Source organism: Ornithinimicrobium cryptoxanthini, from assembly GCF_023923205.1.
GTDB lineage: Bacteria > Actinomycetota > Actinomycetes > Actinomycetales > Dermatophilaceae > Ornithinicoccus > Ornithinicoccus cryptoxanthini.
In genome coordinates this window covers 850,821-867,267 of the sequence record NZ_CP099490.1, presented here as the reverse complement: position 1 = coordinate 867,267, position 16,447 = coordinate 850,821, and the positions used below count along the sequence as shown (strand labels likewise).

General features: G+C 70.1%; 16 protein-coding genes. 4 read left to right on the top strand and 12 right to left on the bottom strand.

What is annotated here, in order from left to right; translation table 11 throughout:
• The first annotated feature begins 7 nt into the window (after positions 1–7).
• Complete coding sequence (locus tag NF557_RS04135; protein WP_252621887.1) at positions 8–643, top strand: O-methyltransferase; 636 nt, start codon at positions 8–10, stop codon at positions 641–643.
• 10 nt (positions 644–653) lie between these two features.
• Here the strand turns inward: NF557_RS04135 and NF557_RS04130 are convergent, their stop codons facing one another.
• A complete protein-coding gene (locus NF557_RS04130; protein ID WP_252621885.1) occupies positions 654–821 on the bottom strand; it encodes a DUF3117 domain-containing protein in 168 nt (55 codons plus the stop codon).
• Positions 822–1,016: 195 nt separating this feature from the next.
• Between NF557_RS04130 and NF557_RS04125 the strand changes: the two genes are divergently transcribed.
• Both NF557_RS04125 and NF557_RS04120 read left to right on the top strand, forming a co-directional pair.
• A complete protein-coding gene (locus NF557_RS04125) occupies positions 1,017–1,829 on the top strand; it encodes a PaaX family transcriptional regulator (protein ID WP_252621882.1) in 813 nt (270 codons plus the stop codon).
• The gene (locus NF557_RS04120; RefSeq protein WP_252621879.1) at positions 1,829–2,638 is read left to right on the top strand and encodes an enoyl-CoA hydratase/isomerase family protein; all 810 of its coding nucleotides are present in this window, start codon (positions 1,829–1,831) and stop codon (positions 2,636–2,638) included. The genes NF557_RS04125 and NF557_RS04120 overlap by 1 nt, the downstream gene beginning before the upstream one ends.
• A 102-nt stretch (positions 2,639–2,740) precedes the next feature.
• Here NF557_RS04120 and NF557_RS04115 read toward each other — a convergent pair whose 3' ends face one another.
• The 5 genes from NF557_RS04115 to dapE are packed head-to-tail and all read right to left on the bottom strand — an operon-like array spanning position 2,741 to position 6,556.
• Positions 2,741–3,940 (bottom strand): hypothetical protein, encoded by a 1,200-nt coding sequence (locus NF557_RS04115; protein ID WP_252621877.1) that lies wholly within the window; start codon positions 3,938–3,940, stop codon positions 2,741–2,743.
• Entirely contained in the window at positions 3,937–4,371 is a 435-nt protein-coding gene (locus NF557_RS04110; protein ID WP_252621874.1) for an SRPBCC family protein, read from the bottom strand. Before NF557_RS04110 ends, NF557_RS04115 begins: the two co-directional genes overlap by 4 nt.
• On the bottom strand, positions 4,358–4,702 hold the full coding sequence (locus NF557_RS04105; RefSeq protein ID WP_252621872.1) for a DivIVA domain-containing protein: 345 nt from the start codon (positions 4,700–4,702) through the stop codon (positions 4,358–4,360). The genes NF557_RS04110 and NF557_RS04105 overlap by 14 nt, the downstream gene beginning before the upstream one ends.
• Positions 4,699–5,427 (bottom strand): LOG family protein, encoded by a 729-nt coding sequence (locus NF557_RS04100; protein ID WP_342454504.1) that lies wholly within the window; start codon positions 5,425–5,427, stop codon positions 4,699–4,701. Before NF557_RS04100 ends, NF557_RS04105 begins: the two co-directional genes overlap by 4 nt.
• Positions 5,428–5,479: 52 nt before the next feature.
• The gene (gene dapE, locus NF557_RS04095) at positions 5,480–6,556 is read right to left on the bottom strand and encodes a succinyl-diaminopimelate desuccinylase (protein ID WP_252621870.1); all 1,077 of its coding nucleotides are present in this window, start codon (positions 6,554–6,556) and stop codon (positions 5,480–5,482) included.
• Between the two features lie 40 nt (positions 6,557–6,596).
• Here dapE and NF557_RS04090 point away from each other — a divergent pair, with 40 nt between their 5' ends.
• Positions 6,597–7,472 (top strand): hypothetical protein, encoded by an 876-nt coding sequence (locus tag NF557_RS04090; protein ID WP_252621868.1) that lies wholly within the window; start codon positions 6,597–6,599, stop codon positions 7,470–7,472.
• 206 nt (positions 7,473–7,678) lie between these two features.
• Here the strand turns inward: NF557_RS04090 and NF557_RS04085 are convergent, their stop codons facing one another.
• The 6 genes from NF557_RS04085 to NF557_RS04060 all read right to left on the bottom strand — a co-directional run bounded on the left by NF557_RS04085 (position 7,679) and on the right by NF557_RS04060 (position 16,380).
• Positions 7,679–8,965 carry a citrate synthase gene (locus NF557_RS04085; RefSeq protein ID WP_252621866.1) on the bottom strand — a complete coding sequence of 429 codons (1,287 nt, stop codon included), beginning with the start codon at positions 8,963–8,965 and terminating at the stop codon, positions 7,679–7,681.
• 97 nt (positions 8,966–9,062) lie between these two features.
• Entirely contained in the window at positions 9,063–9,392 is a 330-nt protein-coding gene (gene fdxA / locus NF557_RS04080) for a ferredoxin (protein WP_252621864.1), read from the bottom strand.
• A 138-nt stretch (positions 9,393–9,530) separates the two neighbouring features.
• Positions 9,531–11,255 carry a VanW family protein gene (locus tag NF557_RS04075; protein WP_252621862.1) on the bottom strand — a complete coding sequence of 575 codons (1,725 nt, stop codon included), beginning with the start codon at positions 11,253–11,255 and terminating at the stop codon, positions 9,531–9,533.
• 186 nt (positions 11,256–11,441) lie between these two features.
• Complete coding sequence (xdhC, locus tag NF557_RS04070; protein ID WP_252621860.1) at positions 11,442–12,296, bottom strand: xanthine dehydrogenase accessory protein XdhC; 855 nt, start codon at positions 12,294–12,296, stop codon at positions 11,442–11,444.
• Positions 12,296–14,848, bottom strand: coding sequence for a xanthine dehydrogenase molybdopterin binding subunit (gene xdhB / locus NF557_RS04065; protein ID WP_252621858.1), 2,553 nt, complete (start codon positions 14,846–14,848; stop codon positions 12,296–12,298). Before xdhB ends, xdhC begins: the two co-directional genes overlap by 1 nt.
• Positions 14,845–16,380 carry a xanthine dehydrogenase small subunit gene (locus NF557_RS04060; protein WP_252621855.1) on the bottom strand — a complete coding sequence of 512 codons (1,536 nt, stop codon included), beginning with the start codon at positions 16,378–16,380 and terminating at the stop codon, positions 14,845–14,847. Before NF557_RS04060 ends, xdhB begins: the two co-directional genes overlap by 4 nt.
• Between the last annotated feature and the right edge of the window lie 67 nt (positions 16,381–16,447).

Below are 16,447 nucleotides of genomic sequence, written 5' to 3'. Positions count from 1 at the left end.
TGACGGCATGAGCAACCCGCAAAAGCTAACCACGCTGGCCTATGCCGAGAGCTTCATCGCTCCAGACGAGCTGGTCGAGCGGGCCAGTGCCGACGGTGAGTCCCTGGGTGCTGTGCCGGTCCGTCCCGCGGTGGGGAGCGTGTTGCGCCTGCTCGCGGCCGCCGTCGGTGCCCGGCACGTCGTGGAGATCGGGACGGGCGCGGGCACGTCCGGGCTGTGGCTGCTGCAGGGGATGGCCCCGGACGGCATCCTCACCTCGATCGACGTCGAGCCGGAGCACCAGCGGCTGGCCCGACGCGCTTATGCCGAGGCGGGCGTCGCTCCCCAGCGCACCCGCGTCATCAGCGGTGACGCCAGTCAGGTGCTGCCCCGGCTCAACGACGCGACCTACGACATGGTGCTCGTCGACGCCGACAAGCCGAACTACCCGTTCTATGCCGAGCAGGCGATCCGGTTGCTGCGCCGTGGCGGGGTGCTGGTGCTGGACAACATGTTGTGGCACGACCGCGTCGCCGACCCGGCAGCTCGGGACGAGTCCACCACCGTCCTGCGGGACCTCGGGAAGACACTGCGGGAGGACGACCGGCTGGTGCCGGCCCTCCTCCCGGTGGGCGACGGACTCTTCGCGGCCGTCAGACGCTAGGGCTGGAGCGTCAGCCGACGCAGCCCTTGATGGCCTCGCCCAGGGCGTTCGCCTCGTCAGCGTTCATCTCGACGACCAGTCGGCCACCGCCCTCGAGAGGCATCCGCAGGACGATCCCGCGGCCCTCCTTGGTGACCTCGAGCGGGCCGTCGCCAGTGCGGGGCTTCATGGCTGCCATGTCTGATCTCCTCCTGGGCGGCGGGGGCCGCAAGTTGCTGCCGCGAGGTCGCGACGGTCAGTGCGTAGACCCCCATTATCCCCCGTCACTGGCTCCCCCCGAAATCTTCCTCCCCACCCTGCCCGCGCACCTCACAGAACGGACCGTCCGGCGTCGCCGCGCGGGGTCGGCGTGGCGGTGCGGCAGACTGGGGCTGTGCGTGCCCGCTCAGCAGTTTTCGACGTCTATGGCGACCACCTGGCGGCGCGCGACTACTGGGCACCGATCTCCGGGGTCATCACGCTGCTGCAGGCGTGTCAGATCGCCCCGCCGGCCACCCGCACGGCCGTCTCCCGGATGGCCTCCCAAGGGTGGTTGCAGCCGGTCACCCGTCATGGCGTGCGGGGGTATGCCGCCACGCAGGTAGCGCGGCACCGGCTGGTGGAGGCGTCGGGCCGGATCTATCGCCGCGGCCCGACGGACTGGGACGGTCGGTGGCACGTCGTGGTGACCGACCGGCCAGGAGACCGTTCCCAGCGCGAGCGGGTCACCGCCACCCTGGGTTATCTCGGCTATGGCCGCATCGCCCCGCAGACCTGGCTCGCCGCGGGCACCGCGCCCGAGCTCGCCACCTCCCTGGCGGCGCTGCAGATCGGCTACTCGGCCTTCACGACGAGCGACCTGGCCGATCCGCAGACGGTGGTCGCCCGCACGTGGGACCTGACCGACCTGGCCGTCAGCTATAGCGCGTTCACGAGGGACGCGCAGCAGCTGCGTCAGGAGGCCAGCAGCGGGTGGTCGCCGGAGCGCGCCTATGCCGTGCGCAGCGACCTGGTGCACCGCTGGCGCAAGTTCCTCTTCCGCGACCCGGCCCTGCCGACCCAGGTGCTGCCGCCCGACTGGCCGGGGCAGCCTGCCCGGGACGTGTTCCTGGAGGTGGCCGACCAGCTCCTGCCCCCAGCACGTATCTTCGTGACCAAGGCCCTGGCCGTCGCCGGGGCCCCCAGCACCGTGGAGGATGAGGACTGATGACTGACCCGACTGCGACGAGCCCGGTCGTTCTCGAGCGGGACGGCGGGGTGGCGCTGGTCCGCCTCAACCGGCCGGACGCCATGAACGCCCTCGACGTGCCCACCAAGAAGGCGCTCCTGGCCACCCTGCGCGAGGTCGCGGCCGACGAGTCGGTGCGCTGCGTGGTGCTGACCGGCACCGGCCGGGCGTTCTGTGTGGGCCAGGACCTCAAGGAGCACGTGCAGCTGATGCAGCAGGAGCAGGACGGCTTCGCGCTGGGCTCGACGGTGACCGAGCACTACAACCCGATCGTGGAGCTGCTCACGACGATGGACAAGCCCGTGGTCGCCGCGGTCAACGGCGTCGCCGCCGGCGCCGGTGCCTCGTTCGCCTTCGCGGCCGACCTGCGGATCCTGGCCGAGTCGGCCGGCTTCAACATGGCCTTCACCGGCATCGCGCTCTCCTGCGACTCGGGGGCGTCCTTCGCCCTGCCCCGCCTCGTCGGCACCGCGCGCGCCAAGGAGCTGCTGCTGCGCCCGCGCACGCTGGGCTCGCAGGAGTGCCTGGAGCTGGGGCTGGCGACCGAGGTCGTCCCGGACGAGGGTTTCGAGGCGCACGTCACGCAGCTGGCGACCACCCTGGCCGCCGGCCCGACCAAGGCCTACGGCGCCGTGCGCCGGGCGGTCGCCTTCTCGGCAGCCCACCCGCTGACTGAGTCACTTGCCCACGAGGCGGAGCTGATGAACAGCACCGGGGCCAGTGCCGACCATCAGACCGCTGTCGCAGCGTTCCTGGCCAAGGAGAAGCCGGTCTTCGAGGGCCGCTGACCAATTTTCATAGCGGTTTTGCCGACGCTGCACGCATTTTTGTAGCGGTTTTGCCGACGCTGCACGCATTTTTGTAGCGGTGTTGTCGACGCCGTCACGCCATCACGGCGGGTTGTCGCGCGGCGGCTCGAAGCGGAACAGCTCCCAGCTCCACCACACCTGCCAGGCGAGGAAGAGCGCCGCGATCACCACGGTCCGCAGGACGATCAGCCACGTCGCGGTCGCTCGGGCGTCGGCACGCGGCCAGCCGCCACCGATTAGCACCACAAATGCGGGGAAGAGCAGGATCAGGTAGCGATAGATGCTGGTCCACGGGTCCAGGGCAGCCGCCAGATAGAACGGATAGGCCAGCGCCCAGGTTTGCAGCACCGGCCCCAGCCCCCTGGCCCACGGCCCCAGCATCATGACTCCCAGCAGGACGAGGAACCCGACCAGATAGACCAGCCCGCGGAAGTCGCCGAACAGGAACTGCACCATGTCGAGGGTGGGAGCGAACGGGGTGACCGGCTCACCCTGGCGCCAGGCGGACATCGTGACCGGGTAACCGTCCGGCACCCCCGTGCCCAGCCACACCAGGGCAGGCCAGATCAACCCGGAGGCACCGCAGCCGGCGAGCGCGGTGAACATGCCAGCAGCCTCCCGCCGCGACAGCGGCCGCTCAGCCCGGCCACGCCAGCGCACGATCACAGCGACCAGCGCCACGAGCCCGAGTGGCAGTGCGATGGGCCGGGCCAGGCCCGTCAGCAGGGCGACGGCGCCCGCCGCCCACCATCGCTCTCGGATCAGCAGCCACAGTACGGCGCAGAGCAGCAGGGTCGCCAGCGACTCGGTGTAGGCCACCTGCAGGGTCGGCGCGGCAGGGAAAGCCGCGAACAGCGCCACCCCACCGAGGGCGGCAGGCGTGCCGACCCGCTCGCGCAGGAGCAGACCCATCACCACCGCCGCGGCATAGCCCAGCACCGTCGCCACGACCGGCCCCGCCACCGCGAACGGCAATCCGGTGACCAGCATCAGCCCCTTGGCCAGCAGCGGGAAGATCGGATAGAAGGCCCACTCGTTCTGGCGCACCTGACCCTGGTCGTTGACGGGCAGCTGGTCGGGGTAGCCCTCGGTCGCGATCCGCTCGTACCACGCGCCGTCCCACAGCGTGGCCAGGTCGAAGTAGCGCGGGACCTCGCCGCTGAAGATCACCGGGTCCTGGTGCTCGGCGACGATCCAGAGCAGCACCCCGGTGGTGAAGAGGCGGAACAGCGTGTAGAGCCCCAGCAGGATCAGCAGGAACCGCCCGGTGCTGCGGGTCACCGCTCCCCTAGGCGCTCGGCCATCTGGTCCAGGGAGTGGCCCATGAACCAGCGCATCACCGGGTCCGTGACCGGTCCGAGACGCCTGCCCAGCCACCCCGGACGCGGCACGATCTCCTCGCGCCACACCACCCGCGTCCCGGCTCCCTCCGGCGTCAGGTGCACCTCAGCACCACCGTCGAGCACCGGGCCGATCTTGACGATGGCAAAGTGCACCCCGGGCTCCCACGCGGTGACCACCATGCGATCGACCACCGACAACGGCCCGACGCCGGTGTAGCCCACGAACGACCAGCCAACCCCGACCGGCCCCGGGGTTGCCCGGATGCGGGTCAACGGCTGGAACTGCCCGTATGCCGCGAGGTCGCCGAGCACCGCGAACACCCGGTCCGGGTCGGCTGGCAGGGTGCGGGTGAGCTCAAACGTCCCCACGGGCGGGCTCTCCCTCGGCGCCTCGGCCGGTGAAGTCCACCGGGACGTCGGCGAGCTCGGCGCGCAGCGAGGCGATCTCGTGGTCGCGGTCGCGCAGCTCCTCTGCCAGCTGGTCGAGCACGCTGTCGACCTGGGACATGCGGTAGCCGCGCACGGCCTGGTCGAAGCGGAGCTCGATCAACGTGTCCGGCCGCACGCCGCCCCGATCCAGTGGCTCGAAGGACTCGCTGGTCACCGGGTCGGCGACCCCGGGCACCCCGGTGCGCAGCACGAGAGCGGCGGCGCCAAGACCCACGGCCAGGACAGCCAGGATGACCAGGACGAGGATCATGCCCTGGCCCTGCGGACGAACGCGACAGCCTCGGCCGGGTCGTCGGTGAGATGGACCAGGTCCAGGTCGGCACCGGCAATCGTCCCGTGCTCCAGCAGGGTCGCGCGCAGCCAGTCCAGCAGCGGCGCCCAGAAGTCGGTGCCCATCAGCACGATCGGGAAGCGGGTGACCTTGCCGGTCTGCACCAGCGTGATGGCCTCGAACAGCTCATCGAGGGTGCCGAACCCACCCGGGAGGACGATGAACCCCTGGGCATACTTGACGAACATGGTCTTGCGGGCAAAGAAGTAGCGGAAGTTGATGCCCAGGTTGACGTGCTCGTTGAGCCCGGCCTCGAAGGGCAGCTCAATGCCCAGGCCCACCGAGGTGCCCCCGGCCTGACTCGCGCCCTTGTTGGCTGCCTCCATCGTGCCGGGACCACCACCTGTGATCACGGCATACCCGGCCTCCACGAGGAGGCGCCCGACCACCTCGGCCAGCTCATAGGTCGGGTGTCCTGGCCCGGTGCGCGCCGACCCGAAGACACTGACGGCCGGGCCCAGCTCAGACAGGGTCCCGAAACCCTCCACGAACTCGGCCTGGATGCGCAGCACCCGCCACGGGTCGGTGTGCACCCAGTCGTTCGGGCCGGCGTTGTCCAACAGCCGCTGGTCGGTGGTGCTGGTCGGCACCTTCCGGCCGCGGAGAGTCACGGGTCCCTTGCGATACTCCCTGGACTGGCTCACCAGACGAACCTAAACCGTGAGACCGCCGCAGGCACAACCCCACCCACCCTCGTCATCCGAGCCAGCGGCGGAGCGCGGACTCTGCGGCGACGATCTGGTCGACCCGGCACCGCTCGTCGTCGGCATGAGCAAACTGGCTCTCCCCCGGCCCGAAGTTGACGGCCGGGACACCGAGCGCGGAGAAGCGGGAGACGTCGGTCCAGCCCTGCTTGGCCCGCACCGGCAGCTTGAGCGTGTCGACGAAGGCCGCGGCAGCGGGTCGGTCGAGCCCTGGCCGGGCACCCGGCGAGTTGTCGATGACCTCCACCTCGAGCCCCGCAAAGACCTCCTCCGTCAGATAGCTGACGGCCTGCTCCGGCCCCCAGTGCGGGGCATAGCGCAGGTTGACGGTGACGACCGCGTGGTCCGGGATGACGTTGTCGGCGATGCCGCCGCTGATGCCCACCGCGTTGAGCGACTGCCGGAAGAGCAGTCCGTCCACGTCGACGTCTGGCAGCTGCCCCTGGGTGATCCTGGCGAGCACGTCCGCGACGTCATGGATCGCGTTGTGCCCCATCCACGGCCGGGCGGAGTGCGCCGCGACCCCCCGGGTGTGCACCTGAAGTGTCAGGGAGCCGTTGCACCCACCCTCGACGGCATCGTCCGTCGGCTCCAGCAGCACCGCGAAGTCAGCGGCCAGCAGGTCCGGGTGGTGGCGTGCCAGGCGCGCCAGGCCGTTGTGCTCGTCACTGATCTCCTCGGCGTCATAGAAGACATAGGTCACGTCGCGCACCGGCTCCGGCAGCGTCGCCGCCAGGCGCAGCTGGACAGCCACGCCTCCCTTCATGTCGGTGGTCCCCCGGCCCACCAGGTAGTCACCCTCGCGTCGGACCGGGAGATTCGCGGGCGTGGTCAGCGGCACCGTGTCCAGGTGACCTGCCAGGACCACTCGCTCAGCGCGTCCGAGCTCGGTGCGGGCCACGACCGCGTTGCCGTCGCGCAGCACCGTCAGGTGCGGCAGCCGGCGCACAGCCGCCTCGACCGCGTCAGCCAGATCTCGCTCCTGCAGGCTCACCGACGGGATGTCACACAGCGCCGCGGTCAGCGACACCACGTCCTGCTCCAGGTCCAGGCGACTCGGCGTGGTCATGGTCAGACCCTAACCGTGGGCCGAACTAGACTCCTGACCTATGACCCCGGCCGGCCAGATGCACCCGGCCGCCGAGGCCCGCCGGCCCCGGTGGCGCGGGCGCGCCGTGCTGGCGGGCGCCACAGCGGTCGCGGTCCTCGCCGGTGCCCTGGGAGCCCGCTGGCTCGTCGACGAGTTCCGCAACCCGGCGTGCGAGTTCACGGTCGGCGACCAGGCGGAGCGGCGCACCCCGGAGCAGGCGGCCAACGCCTCCACGATCAGCATGGTGTCCCTCCAGCGCGGGCTCCCGCCCAAGGCCGCCACGATCGCGCTGGCGACGGCGGTCCAGGAGTCCAAGCTGCGCAACCTGTCGTATGGCGACGCCGACTCCCTTGGTCTGTTCCAGCAGCGGCCGAGCCAGGGCTGGGGCACCCCTGAGCAGGTCACCGACCCCGTCTATGCCGCCAACGCGTTCTTTGCGGCCCTCGAGGCCGTGCCAGGCTGGTCGGAGTGGGTGGTCACCGAGATCGCCCAGGAGGTCCAGCGCAGCGCCTACCCGGATGCGTATGCCGACCACGAGGCGGAGGCGCGGGTGATGGCCAGCGCGCTCGTGGGTCAGACGCACGCCGGGGTGGCCTGCCGGCTGGATCCCGTCGCGGCGGCGGGCTCGCCCGATGACGTGCTGGCCAAAGCCGAGCGGACCTTCTCCGGCCAGGGCAGCGTCGACGGCACCACGGTGACACTGCAGGGCACCGCGCTCGACGAGGCATGGGCCATCGCGAGCTGGGCCGTCACGCATGCCGAGACCGAGTCGATCACCAGCGTCCAGGTGGCCGACCGGCAGTGGCTGCGCGACCAGGACCCGCTGACCTGGCACCAGGTCACGGACGGGGACCCCACGGGCACGACCGTCACCATCACCGTCGCGAACGACTGAACCCTTGCCGGCGTATGCCGTCCCAGCAGCCTCCCTGCGTCGACTGCCCACCCGCCCTGCGTCGACTGCGTGGGATTCAGTCCCTCTGGGGGATCAAACCCCACGCAATGACCGGGCCCATGCCAGCACGGGAAGCGCGAGACCCCCGCTCGGCGAACCGGAACGGGGGCCTGCGGTGACGCTTGAGGCCTGCAACGACGCTCAGGTCAGCGAGCGTCGGCGGCGACGTAGTCGCGGGCCGGGCTGCCGACATACAGCTGACGGGGGCGACCGATCTTGGTGGCCGGGTCGTTGATCATCTCGCGCCACTGGGCGATCCAGCCGGGCAGCCGGCCGATCGAGAAGAGCACGGTGAACATGTTGGACGGGAAGCCCATCGACTCATAGATCAGACCGGTGTAGAAGTCGACGTTGGGATAGAGCTTGCGCTCGACGAAGTAGTCGTCCTCGAGGGCGGTCTGCTCCAGCTCCATGGCCAGGTCAAGCAGCGGGTTGCCGCCACCGACCTTGGAGAAGATCTCGTGCGCGGACTTCTTGACGAGGGCGGCGCGCGGGTCGTAGTTCTTGTAGACCCGGTGGCCGAAGCCCATCAGCTTGACGCCCTCCTCCTTGTCCTTGACCTTGCGGACGAACTCCTTGACGTCGCCGCCGCCGGCCTTGATCTCCTCGAGCATCTCCAGCACCGCCGAGTTGGCGCCGCCGTGGAGCGGGCCGGACAGGGCGTGGATGCCTGCTGAGATCGAGGAGAACAGGTTGGCCTCGGACGAGCCCACCAGCCGCACGGTCGAGGTGGAGCAGTTCTGCTCGTGGTCGGCGTGCAGGATGAACAGCAGGTCCAGGGCCTTAGCGACGACCGGGTCGAGCTGGTAGTCCTCGGTGGGCTGACCGAAGGTCATCCACAGGAAGTTCTCGACCAGGTTGTAGTCGTTGTCGGGATAGAGGAACGGCTGGCCCTGGCTCTTGCGGAAGGCGTAGGCCGCGATCGTGGGCAGCTTGGCCATCAGCCGGATCGTGGAGATCTCCACGGCCTCGGGGTCGAACGGGTCCAGGCTGTCCTGATAGAACGTGCCGAGCGCCGAGACGGCCGAGGAGAGTACCGGCATCGGGTGCGCGTCCCGGGGGAAGCCGTTGAAGAAGCCCTTCATGTCCTCCAGCAGGAGGGTATGCCGACGGATCCGCTGGTCGAACTCCTCCAGCTCGGTGGCGGTCGGCAGCTCGCCGTAGATGAGCAGGTAGCTGGTCTCCAGGAAGCTCGACTTCTCCGCCAGCTGCTCGATCGGGTAGCCGCGGTAGCGCAGGATGCCCTGATCGCCGTCGATGTAGGTGATCTCGGACTTGCACGAGGCGGTGTTGACGAAGCCCACGTCGAGGGTGACGTCACCGGTGGTCTTCAGCAGCGAGGAGATGTCCAGGCCGTTGTTGCCCTCGACAGCTGGCACGACGGGCAGCTCGAGGTCTGAACCCTGATGGGTGAGTTTGGCGGTGTCGGTCATGTGTCCTCCTGCTCGGGGCGGCCCCGCCGAGTCGGCGGGACACCGGGGGGTGTCGTGGTCCGGGCAGAGGGCCGTCGCTGCCTGGACCCGGGCTGGTCTAGCTGTCGTCCTGCGCCTGCGGGGGGTGGACGGCAACCAGCGGGTGGTCCTTGGGGATCAGGCCCATCTTGGCGGCCCCGCCGGGGCTGCCCAGGTCGTCGAAGAACTCCACGTTGGCCTTGTAGTAGTCGGCCCACTCCTCAGGGGTGTCGTCCTCGTAGTAGATGGCCTCCACGGGACACACCGGCTCGCAGGCGCCACAGTCCACGCACTCGTCGGGGTGGATATAGAGCATGCGCTCGCCCTCATAGATGCAGTCAACCGGGCACTCGTCGATGCACGCCTTGTCCTTGAGATCAACACACGGCTGAGCGATCACGTACGTCATGGAGACGCCTCCTGCTTCTTCTGGTGGTGTGGCGGTCCGGCGCCAGCTGGAGAGCTCGGTGCAAACCTGCCCCTAGTATGCCGTTCACGACCTCGGGTGGGGAATCTGGCCCGTGGGACTGTGGCAGGCATCACGCGGTCAGCCGGCGTTCGGGTTGGTGCACACGACCTCCGGCGAGGCGTCGTAGTGCGTGGTGTAGGACTGTCGGGAGACCTCGCTGCCCGAGCGTGAGAGGACCCTGGTGACCGTGATGTCAAAACCGTCCTGGGCGCTCTGGGGCAGGCACGTCGCGCTGTCGTCCTCACGCTCGTCGGCCGTCACGATGTTGCTGCGGGGGCCGGTGATCGTCTGCACTGAGAACTGCCGGTCACCCCAGAAGGTCATCACGATCTCGCCGCCGTCGAGGTAGGTCTGGATCAGCACCGGCGTGTTCGTGTTGTTGGTCCACCGGTTGTCCAGGATGCCGACCGCGATCGTGGCCTCCTTGCCGACCGGGTAGCGGGGGATGTAGTAGGAGTGGGGGTGGAACTCGTCCAGCTGGAGCCCCGCCTCCCAGGCGGTGTTCAGCACCGTCGTGGAGACCTGCGACAGGCCCCCGCCGATGCCCTTGACCAGGCGGCCGTCACTGATCACCCCTGCCTCGACATACCCCCGCTCCTTGGTGATCGGCGCCAGGGTGTTGGCCAGGCTGAAGGTGTCACCCGGCATGACGACCGTGCCGTTGACGTGGCCCAGACCGACCCTGATGTTCTCGGTGCGGTCGGCGTTGGACGGCCCGCCGGGGTAGGCGCTGCGGAAGGTCGCCATCTGGGAGATGTCCCAGTTCTCGGCGTCCGCGTCGGTCACGGAGGGCTTGACCTCGACCGTGCCGACCGTGATGGTGCGGTCCTTGCCGGTGGCGGTGAGGGCCTCCTCGAACTGCGCGACCAGCTTGTCCTCGTCGACGACCTTGCCGACCCGCGCCTTGGTGACCACCACCGTGCCGTCGTCGAGCGCGAGGCTGGCGTTGAGCGGAGCTTCTGCAGTCGCCTCCAGCTGGCCGCTGACGATCTCGAGCAGGCCATCGCCGTCCAGCTCGAGGCTGAGAGCGTGCTCGGGCGACTCGTGGACGGTCAGCAGGCGGGCGATCTGGTTGGGACTGATCGTGGAGGTCTCCTCGCCCACCTTGACGTTGACCGGGCCGGCGATGGCCGGTCCGGCGGCCTCGTCGACGAAACGCTCGATCTCTGCCTGGGCGAGCTCCGGGCTGGTCGGGGCCGCGACCCCCGTGACCTGGTGTTCCTGCGGCCACGCGGCCTCGACGGCGTCACTGGTCGCGGCCGTGTCCAGCTCGCGGCCGTCCTCCGAGGCGGTCGAGCGCACCTCCCCGAGGCTGAACCAGACCGTGCCGTTGCGGGGCTCGATCGCGGCCTCCTCAGCCACCTCGGCGACCGCCTGCTCGAGCGCGGCGCGGTCCACGGTGACCTGCAGCGGCAGGTCTCCACCGTCGTTGGTGATCCGGCCCCACATCACCTGCGGGTCATAGCTGACCCCCGTGATGCCGTCCAGGGTGGCGTCCAGGTCGAGGCTGAGTCCCGCCGTGGTCGGGTCGATGGTGAACGTGTCGTCCTCGACGTCAATGACCACCTCTCCGGTGGCCAGCTCCTCCAGCTTGGACTCCAGCAGGTCGCGGGCGGCGGCCGGACTCTGCCCACCGATGTCCACCCCCTCGACGGCCGTGCCGTTCGGGATCCGGCCACCGAGGTACTGCGCGGCCGCGTAGTAGCCGCCCCCCAGCACCAGCACGGCGACCAGCGTGCGCAGGAGGATGCCGATCCACTCGTTGCGCGGCGGCTCCTCCGGCAGGTTCTGTCGCTCTTCCACTCCCGACCCTTCGTCGTGGCAGTCCGTCTTCGTGCAGTCCGTGTGCGTGCAGTCCGCGTCTTGGCGCAGCCCGTCGGTGCGGTCCTGGGCACACCGGGCGTCTGTGGCAGTATGCCGTGTCCTCCTCACCCCGACGCCCACTTCTGCGACAGATGTGGCCCCGCCCCACGGATCGATGCCGAATAGTTATCCGGTGGGGCTGCTGGACAGCTCGGACCCCTCCTTGGGCGTCAGGCCGCTGACCGGCTCGGCCCGCAGGGCACGCAGGAGCTCAGCAGCGACGCTGACCGCGATCACGGCGGGCTCCTTGCCCACCAGCTCGGGCCGGCCGATAGGGCTGGTCAGAGTGCCGATCGAAGCCTCGGTGTGCCCCGCCTCCAGCAGCCGCTTGCGGAAGCGCTGCCACTTCGCGGATGAGCCGATCACCCCGACCGAGCCGAGGTCGCCTCGGCGCAGCGCCGCCTCGCAGAGCACCAGGTCCTCCGCGTGGTCGTGGGTCATCACCAGGACGTGGGCGTGGGCCGGCAGGTCCGCGAGCACGACCTCCGGGGCCGGGGCGTGGGTGATGCGCACGTCAGCCGGCCCGTCGGTGGAGACGGCTGCCTGCATCTGGTGCACGGCCGAGGTCCGGCTGTCCACGAGGTGGACCGCGAGCGGCAGGCGGCCCAGGATCCGGCCCAGCTCCTGCCCCACGTGGCCCAGGCCAAAGACGGCCACGACCGGGCGGGCGGGCAGCGGCTCGAGGAGCAGGCTCACCTCGCCTCCACAGCACTGCCGCCCGAAGCTGACCGGCGCGTGCTCGTGCAGCGAGAGGTCGAGTGTCACTGGCGCCGTGGTGCCGGCCGCCAGCAGTTCTCGCGCGCGGGTGACGGCGGTGGCCTCGAGGTTCCCGCCGCCGATGCTGCCCCAGGTCTGGCCGGGCGTCACGACCATCTTGGCGCCGGCCTCCCGCGGGGCGTGCCCACGCACCGAGGTGACGGTGAGCAGCACCCCGGAACGGCCCTCGTCCCGCAGGTGCGTCAGAGCGCGCAGCCAGTCCATCAGTCCACGTCTCCCACGGGACCGGGCCGGCCGCTGTCAGCACTAGGAGCCGGTTCTGCATCTTGGAGCCTGTTATCACCGGCTCCAAGAACCACAACCGGCTCCAAGACAGAGTCTTGGCTCCCCGTGGCGCCCGACGACCACGCGCCAGCCTGCGCCACCTCGTCGGTGACCACGGACGCCGCCGTGGGTGCTGACACAGCCAGCTGGTCGGCATACTCCCTGGTGTTGCCGGGTGCGCCGGCACGCGCCGCCTCGACCGCCCAGAACACCGCCTCCGGCGTGGAGGGGCAGGCCAGCTCGACGACGTGACCGGCCGGGCCGAACGCCGCGACCGCCTGGCGCAGCGCCTCGCGGACGCTGAAGGCAAGCATGAGCGGCGGTTCGCCGACGGCCTTGGAGCCATAGACCGCACCGTCTTCGGTGGCGTGTTCGAGCAGATGCACGGTGAGCTCGCGCGGCATCTCGGAGAACGAGGGCAGTTTGTAGGTGCTGGCACTGGGCGTGCTGACCCGGCCACGGCCCTCGCCGTCACTCGTGTCCCAGCGCAGGTCCTCCAGCGTCAGCCAGCCGACGCCCTGCACGAAGCCACCTTCGATCTGCCCGATGTCGACCAGCGGCGAGAGGCTGTCACCGACGTCGTGGACGATGTCGGTGCGCAGGAAGGTGTAGGCCCCGGTGAAGCCGTCGACCTCCACCTCGGAGACCGCGGCGCCGTAGGCGAAGTACTTGAACGGCTCGCCCTGCATCCGGACCCCGTCCCAGTGCAGGCCCTCGGTGCGGTAGTACCCGGCGGCGAACAGCTGCACGCGCGCCAGGTAGGCCTCGCGCACCAGTTCGGACCAGGGCAGGGCCTGTCCGGCTCCCAGGACACTGCCCTCGACGAACTGCACCTCCGCGGAGCTGGTGCCGAGCCGCTCGGCAGCCACTGCAGCCAGCCGCCCCCGGATCTGCTCACAGGCGTCCTTGACCGCGCCACCGTTCAGGTCAGAGCCCGAGCTGGCCGCTGTCGCAGAGGTGTTGGGCACCTTGTCGGTGCGGGTCGGAGCCAGGCGGATCCCGCTCAGCGGCAGCCCCAGGGCCGTCGCAGCCACCTGGCGCATCTTGGTGTGCAGTCCCTGGCCCATCTCGGTGCCGCCATGGTTGATGAGCACCGATCCGTCCTTGTAGACGTGGACCAGGGCACCGGCCTGGTTGAACGCCGTGAAGTTGAAGGAGATGCCGAACTTCACTGGTGTGCAGGCAATCCCCCGCTTGCGATGCGGATGGGCGGCATTGAACGCCGCGATCTCGGTATGCCGAGTAGTCAGGTCCGCGCGGGTCGTCACCTCCTCCAGCACGGCCTCGAGACGCTCGGCGTGCCGGACCGGCTGGCCATAGGGCGTGCTCTGGCCGGGCTGGTAGAGGTTGCGGCGCCGCAGCTCGGTCGGGTCGAGCCCGAACGCGGGGGCGCAGCGCCCAAGGATATCTTCCAGGACGAGCATCCCCTGGGGCCCGCCGAATCCGCGGAAGGCGGTCTGGGAGGTCTTGTGCGTTTGGGCGATCCGGCCGTGGAACTCCGCGTCCGGCACGTAGTAGGCGTTGTCCACGTGGCACAGGGCGCGCCCCAGGACGGCCTCGGACAGGTCGAGGGACCACCCGCCGTCGGAGGTCAGCGTCGTGCGCAGCGCCTCAAGGTGGCCCTCCTGGTCAAAACCGACCTCCCAGGACGCGTGGAAGGGGTGCCGCTTGCCGGTCATGGTCATGTCCTGGGTTCGGTTGAGCCGCACCCGGACCGGGCGCCCGGTGAGCACGGCACCGAGCGCGGCCACCGCCGCCAGGCCGTGGGGCTGCATCTCCTTGCCGCCGAACCCACCGCCCATCCGCAGGCACTGGACGGTGACCTCGTGACTGCGCAGGCCCAGGACGTGCGCGACGATCTCCTGCGTCTCCGTCGGGTGCTGGGTGCTGCTCTGCACGAACACCTGCCCGGCCTCATCGACACTGGCCAGCGCCGCCTGGGTTTCGAGGTAGAAGTGCTCCTGGCCGCCGAACTCGAACTCGCCGCTGAACCGGTGGGCCGCGCGCTCCAGCCCGGCGACGACGTCACCTCGGCTGACGGTGCGCTGCGATCCCTGGAACGACTCCTGCTCGATCGCCTCGGTGAGTGTGATGACGGAGGGCAGCGACGCATAGGTCACCTCGACGGCCTCCGCTCCCAGCCGCGCGGCCTCCAGCGTCTCGCCGAGCACCCAGCAGACAGCATGCCCGTGATACATGACCTCGTCGGGGAAGAGCGGCTCGTCCTCCCGGACACCGGAGTCATTGGCACCGGGCACGTCCGCGCCGGTGAGCACGCGCACCACGCCAGGCACCCGAAGCGCCGGGTCGGTCGCCAGCGCGGTGACCCGCGCGTGGGCATGTGGTGCCTGGACCGGCCAGGCGTGCAGCACGCTGGTGGTCCGCCCCACCAGGTCGTCGGTGTAGTGCGCGGCGCCGGTGACGTGCAGTTCGGCACTCTCGTGCGAGACGGTCTGACCCACGGAGGGCTGCGGGGACAATGGCGTGCTCACCGCGCCTCCCCCCAATTTTCCGAGTGGTTTCGTTGGTCGAATCCGTCTTTTTGCAGGGGTTTCGTCGGTCTGTGTTCGGCGTGGAAGCGCATCAGACTCTGCTCGAGCATCGCGCTGCGATAGCGAGCGCTGGCCCGGTGGTCATCCAGCGGCGTCCCCTCCTGCGCGAGCGTCCGCGCCGCCCGGGAGACCGTGTCCGCGTCCCAGGGGCGCCCCGTCAGCCCCGCTTCCGTGGCCAGCGCGCGGATCGGGGTCGCCGCCACCCCGCCCAGCCCGATCCGCACCGAGGCGACCATGCCACGCTCAAGGCGCAGCGAGATCGCCACCGCGACCGAGGAGATGTCGTCGAAGCGGCGCTTGGCGACCTTGTAGAACGCCGCGTGCGGCGCCGCAGGCAGGGGGATGCGGACCGCCCTGATGAGCTCGCCGGGCACCCGCACGCTTCGCCGATAGCCGGTGAAGTAGTCGTCCAGCGGCACCGCACGCTCACCCTCAGCCGAGGCGAGCACCAGGGTGGCCCCCAGGGCCAGGAGCACCGGCGCCGCGTCCCCGATCGGGGAGCCAGTGCCCAGGTTGCCACCGAGCGTCGCCGCGTTGCGGATCAGGCGCGAGGCGAACTGGGGGAACAACTGGTCAAGAAGCGGCACGCGGCCGGCCAGAGCGCGCTCAATCTCGCTGAGCGTCAGTGCAGCTCCGATCTCGACGGAGTCCGGTGAGTGGTGCAGACCGCGCAGTTCCTCGAGGTGGTCGATGGCCAGCACCGATGATGGACGGGTATGCCGCAGGTTGCGTTCCACCCCGGCATCGGTTGCGCCCGCCACCAGCACTGCGTCGGGCGTTGCCGCGAGTCGAGTGAGCAGGTCCGGCAGGTCTGTTGGGCGCACGAAGGTTGCGTCCGAGCCGGGGAGATCAGAAGCGGAGAGGTCAGAGGCGGAGACCTCCGTGGCGCGAGCTGGCGGTGCTGCGCGGTCCCGACGCTCGGCGAGCGGGTCGAGCGGGTCGGGCTCGCCGAGGGCATAGGCGGCGTCGCGGATCGGCCGGTAGCCGGTGCACCGGCACAGATTGCCGCTCAGGGCGTGTAGGTCAAAACCGTTGGCCCCGCACTCCGCCCCCTCGTGCGGTGCCTGACCACCGCGCTCGGGGCGATAGAACTCGGCCGCCATCGCGCACACGAACCCCGGTGTGCAGTAGCCGCACTGCGAGCCGCCGCGGTCCGCCATCTCGCGTTGCACCGGGTGTAGCACCGCCTGCTGCCCAGGGGCCGGCGGGGCACCCAGGCCCTCGGCGGTGACGACCTCCTGGCCGTCAAAGGCGAGTGCCAGGGGCAGACACGCGTTGACCGAGACCCAGCGAGTCCGGTCAGCCCCGTCCGGTCGGGCTACCAGGACAGCACAGGCGCCGCACTCTCCCTCGGCGCACCCCTCCTTGGCGCCCGTGAGCCCCTCGCCACGCAGCCAGTCGAGCAGGCTGGTGTGAGGTCCGGCCGCACACGGGCGCGCGGTGCCGTTGACGGTGATCTCGGTCGGGCTCATCGAGCGCTCCCTTCGGCCACGGCCGCACGCTCCATCGCGCTGCCGTGACTGTTGAGCATAGACCGGG

What these genes read in the sequence shown, in the direction of transcription:
- NF557_RS04135 (WP_252621887.1), top strand. Translation starts at nt 8, where the DNA reads ATGAGCAACCCGCAAAAGCTAACCACGCTGGCCTATGCCGAGAGCTTC.
- NF557_RS04130 (WP_252621885.1), bottom strand. Translation starts at nt 821, where the DNA reads ATGGCAGCCATGAAGCCCCGCACTGGCGACGGCCCGCTCGAGGTCACC.
- NF557_RS04120 (WP_252621879.1), top strand. Translation starts at nt 1,829, where the DNA reads ATGACTGACCCGACTGCGACGAGCCCGGTCGTTCTCGAGCGGGACGGC.
- NF557_RS04105 (WP_252621872.1), bottom strand. Translation starts at nt 4,702, where the DNA reads ATGATCCTCGTCCTGGTCATCCTGGCTGTCCTGGCCGTGGGTCTTGGC.
- dapE (WP_252621870.1), bottom strand. Translation starts at nt 6,556, where the DNA reads ATGACCACGCCGAGTCGCCTGGACCTGGAGCAGGACGTGGTGTCGCTG.
- NF557_RS04090 (WP_252621868.1), top strand. Translation starts at nt 6,597, where the DNA reads ATGACCCCGGCCGGCCAGATGCACCCGGCCGCCGAGGCCCGCCGGCCC.
- NF557_RS04085 (WP_252621866.1), bottom strand. Translation starts at nt 8,965, where the DNA reads ATGACCGACACCGCCAAACTCACCCATCAGGGTTCAGACCTCGAGCTG.
- fdxA (WP_252621864.1), bottom strand. Translation starts at nt 9,392, where the DNA reads ATGACGTACGTGATCGCTCAGCCGTGTGTTGATCTCAAGGACAAGGCG.
- xdhC (WP_252621860.1), bottom strand. Translation starts at nt 12,296, where the DNA reads ATGGACTGGCTGCGCGCTCTGACGCACCTGCGGGACGAGGGCCGTTCC.
- NF557_RS04060 (WP_252621855.1), bottom strand. Translation starts at nt 16,380, where the DNA reads ATGAGCCCGACCGAGATCACCGTCAACGGCACCGCGCGCCCGTGTGCG.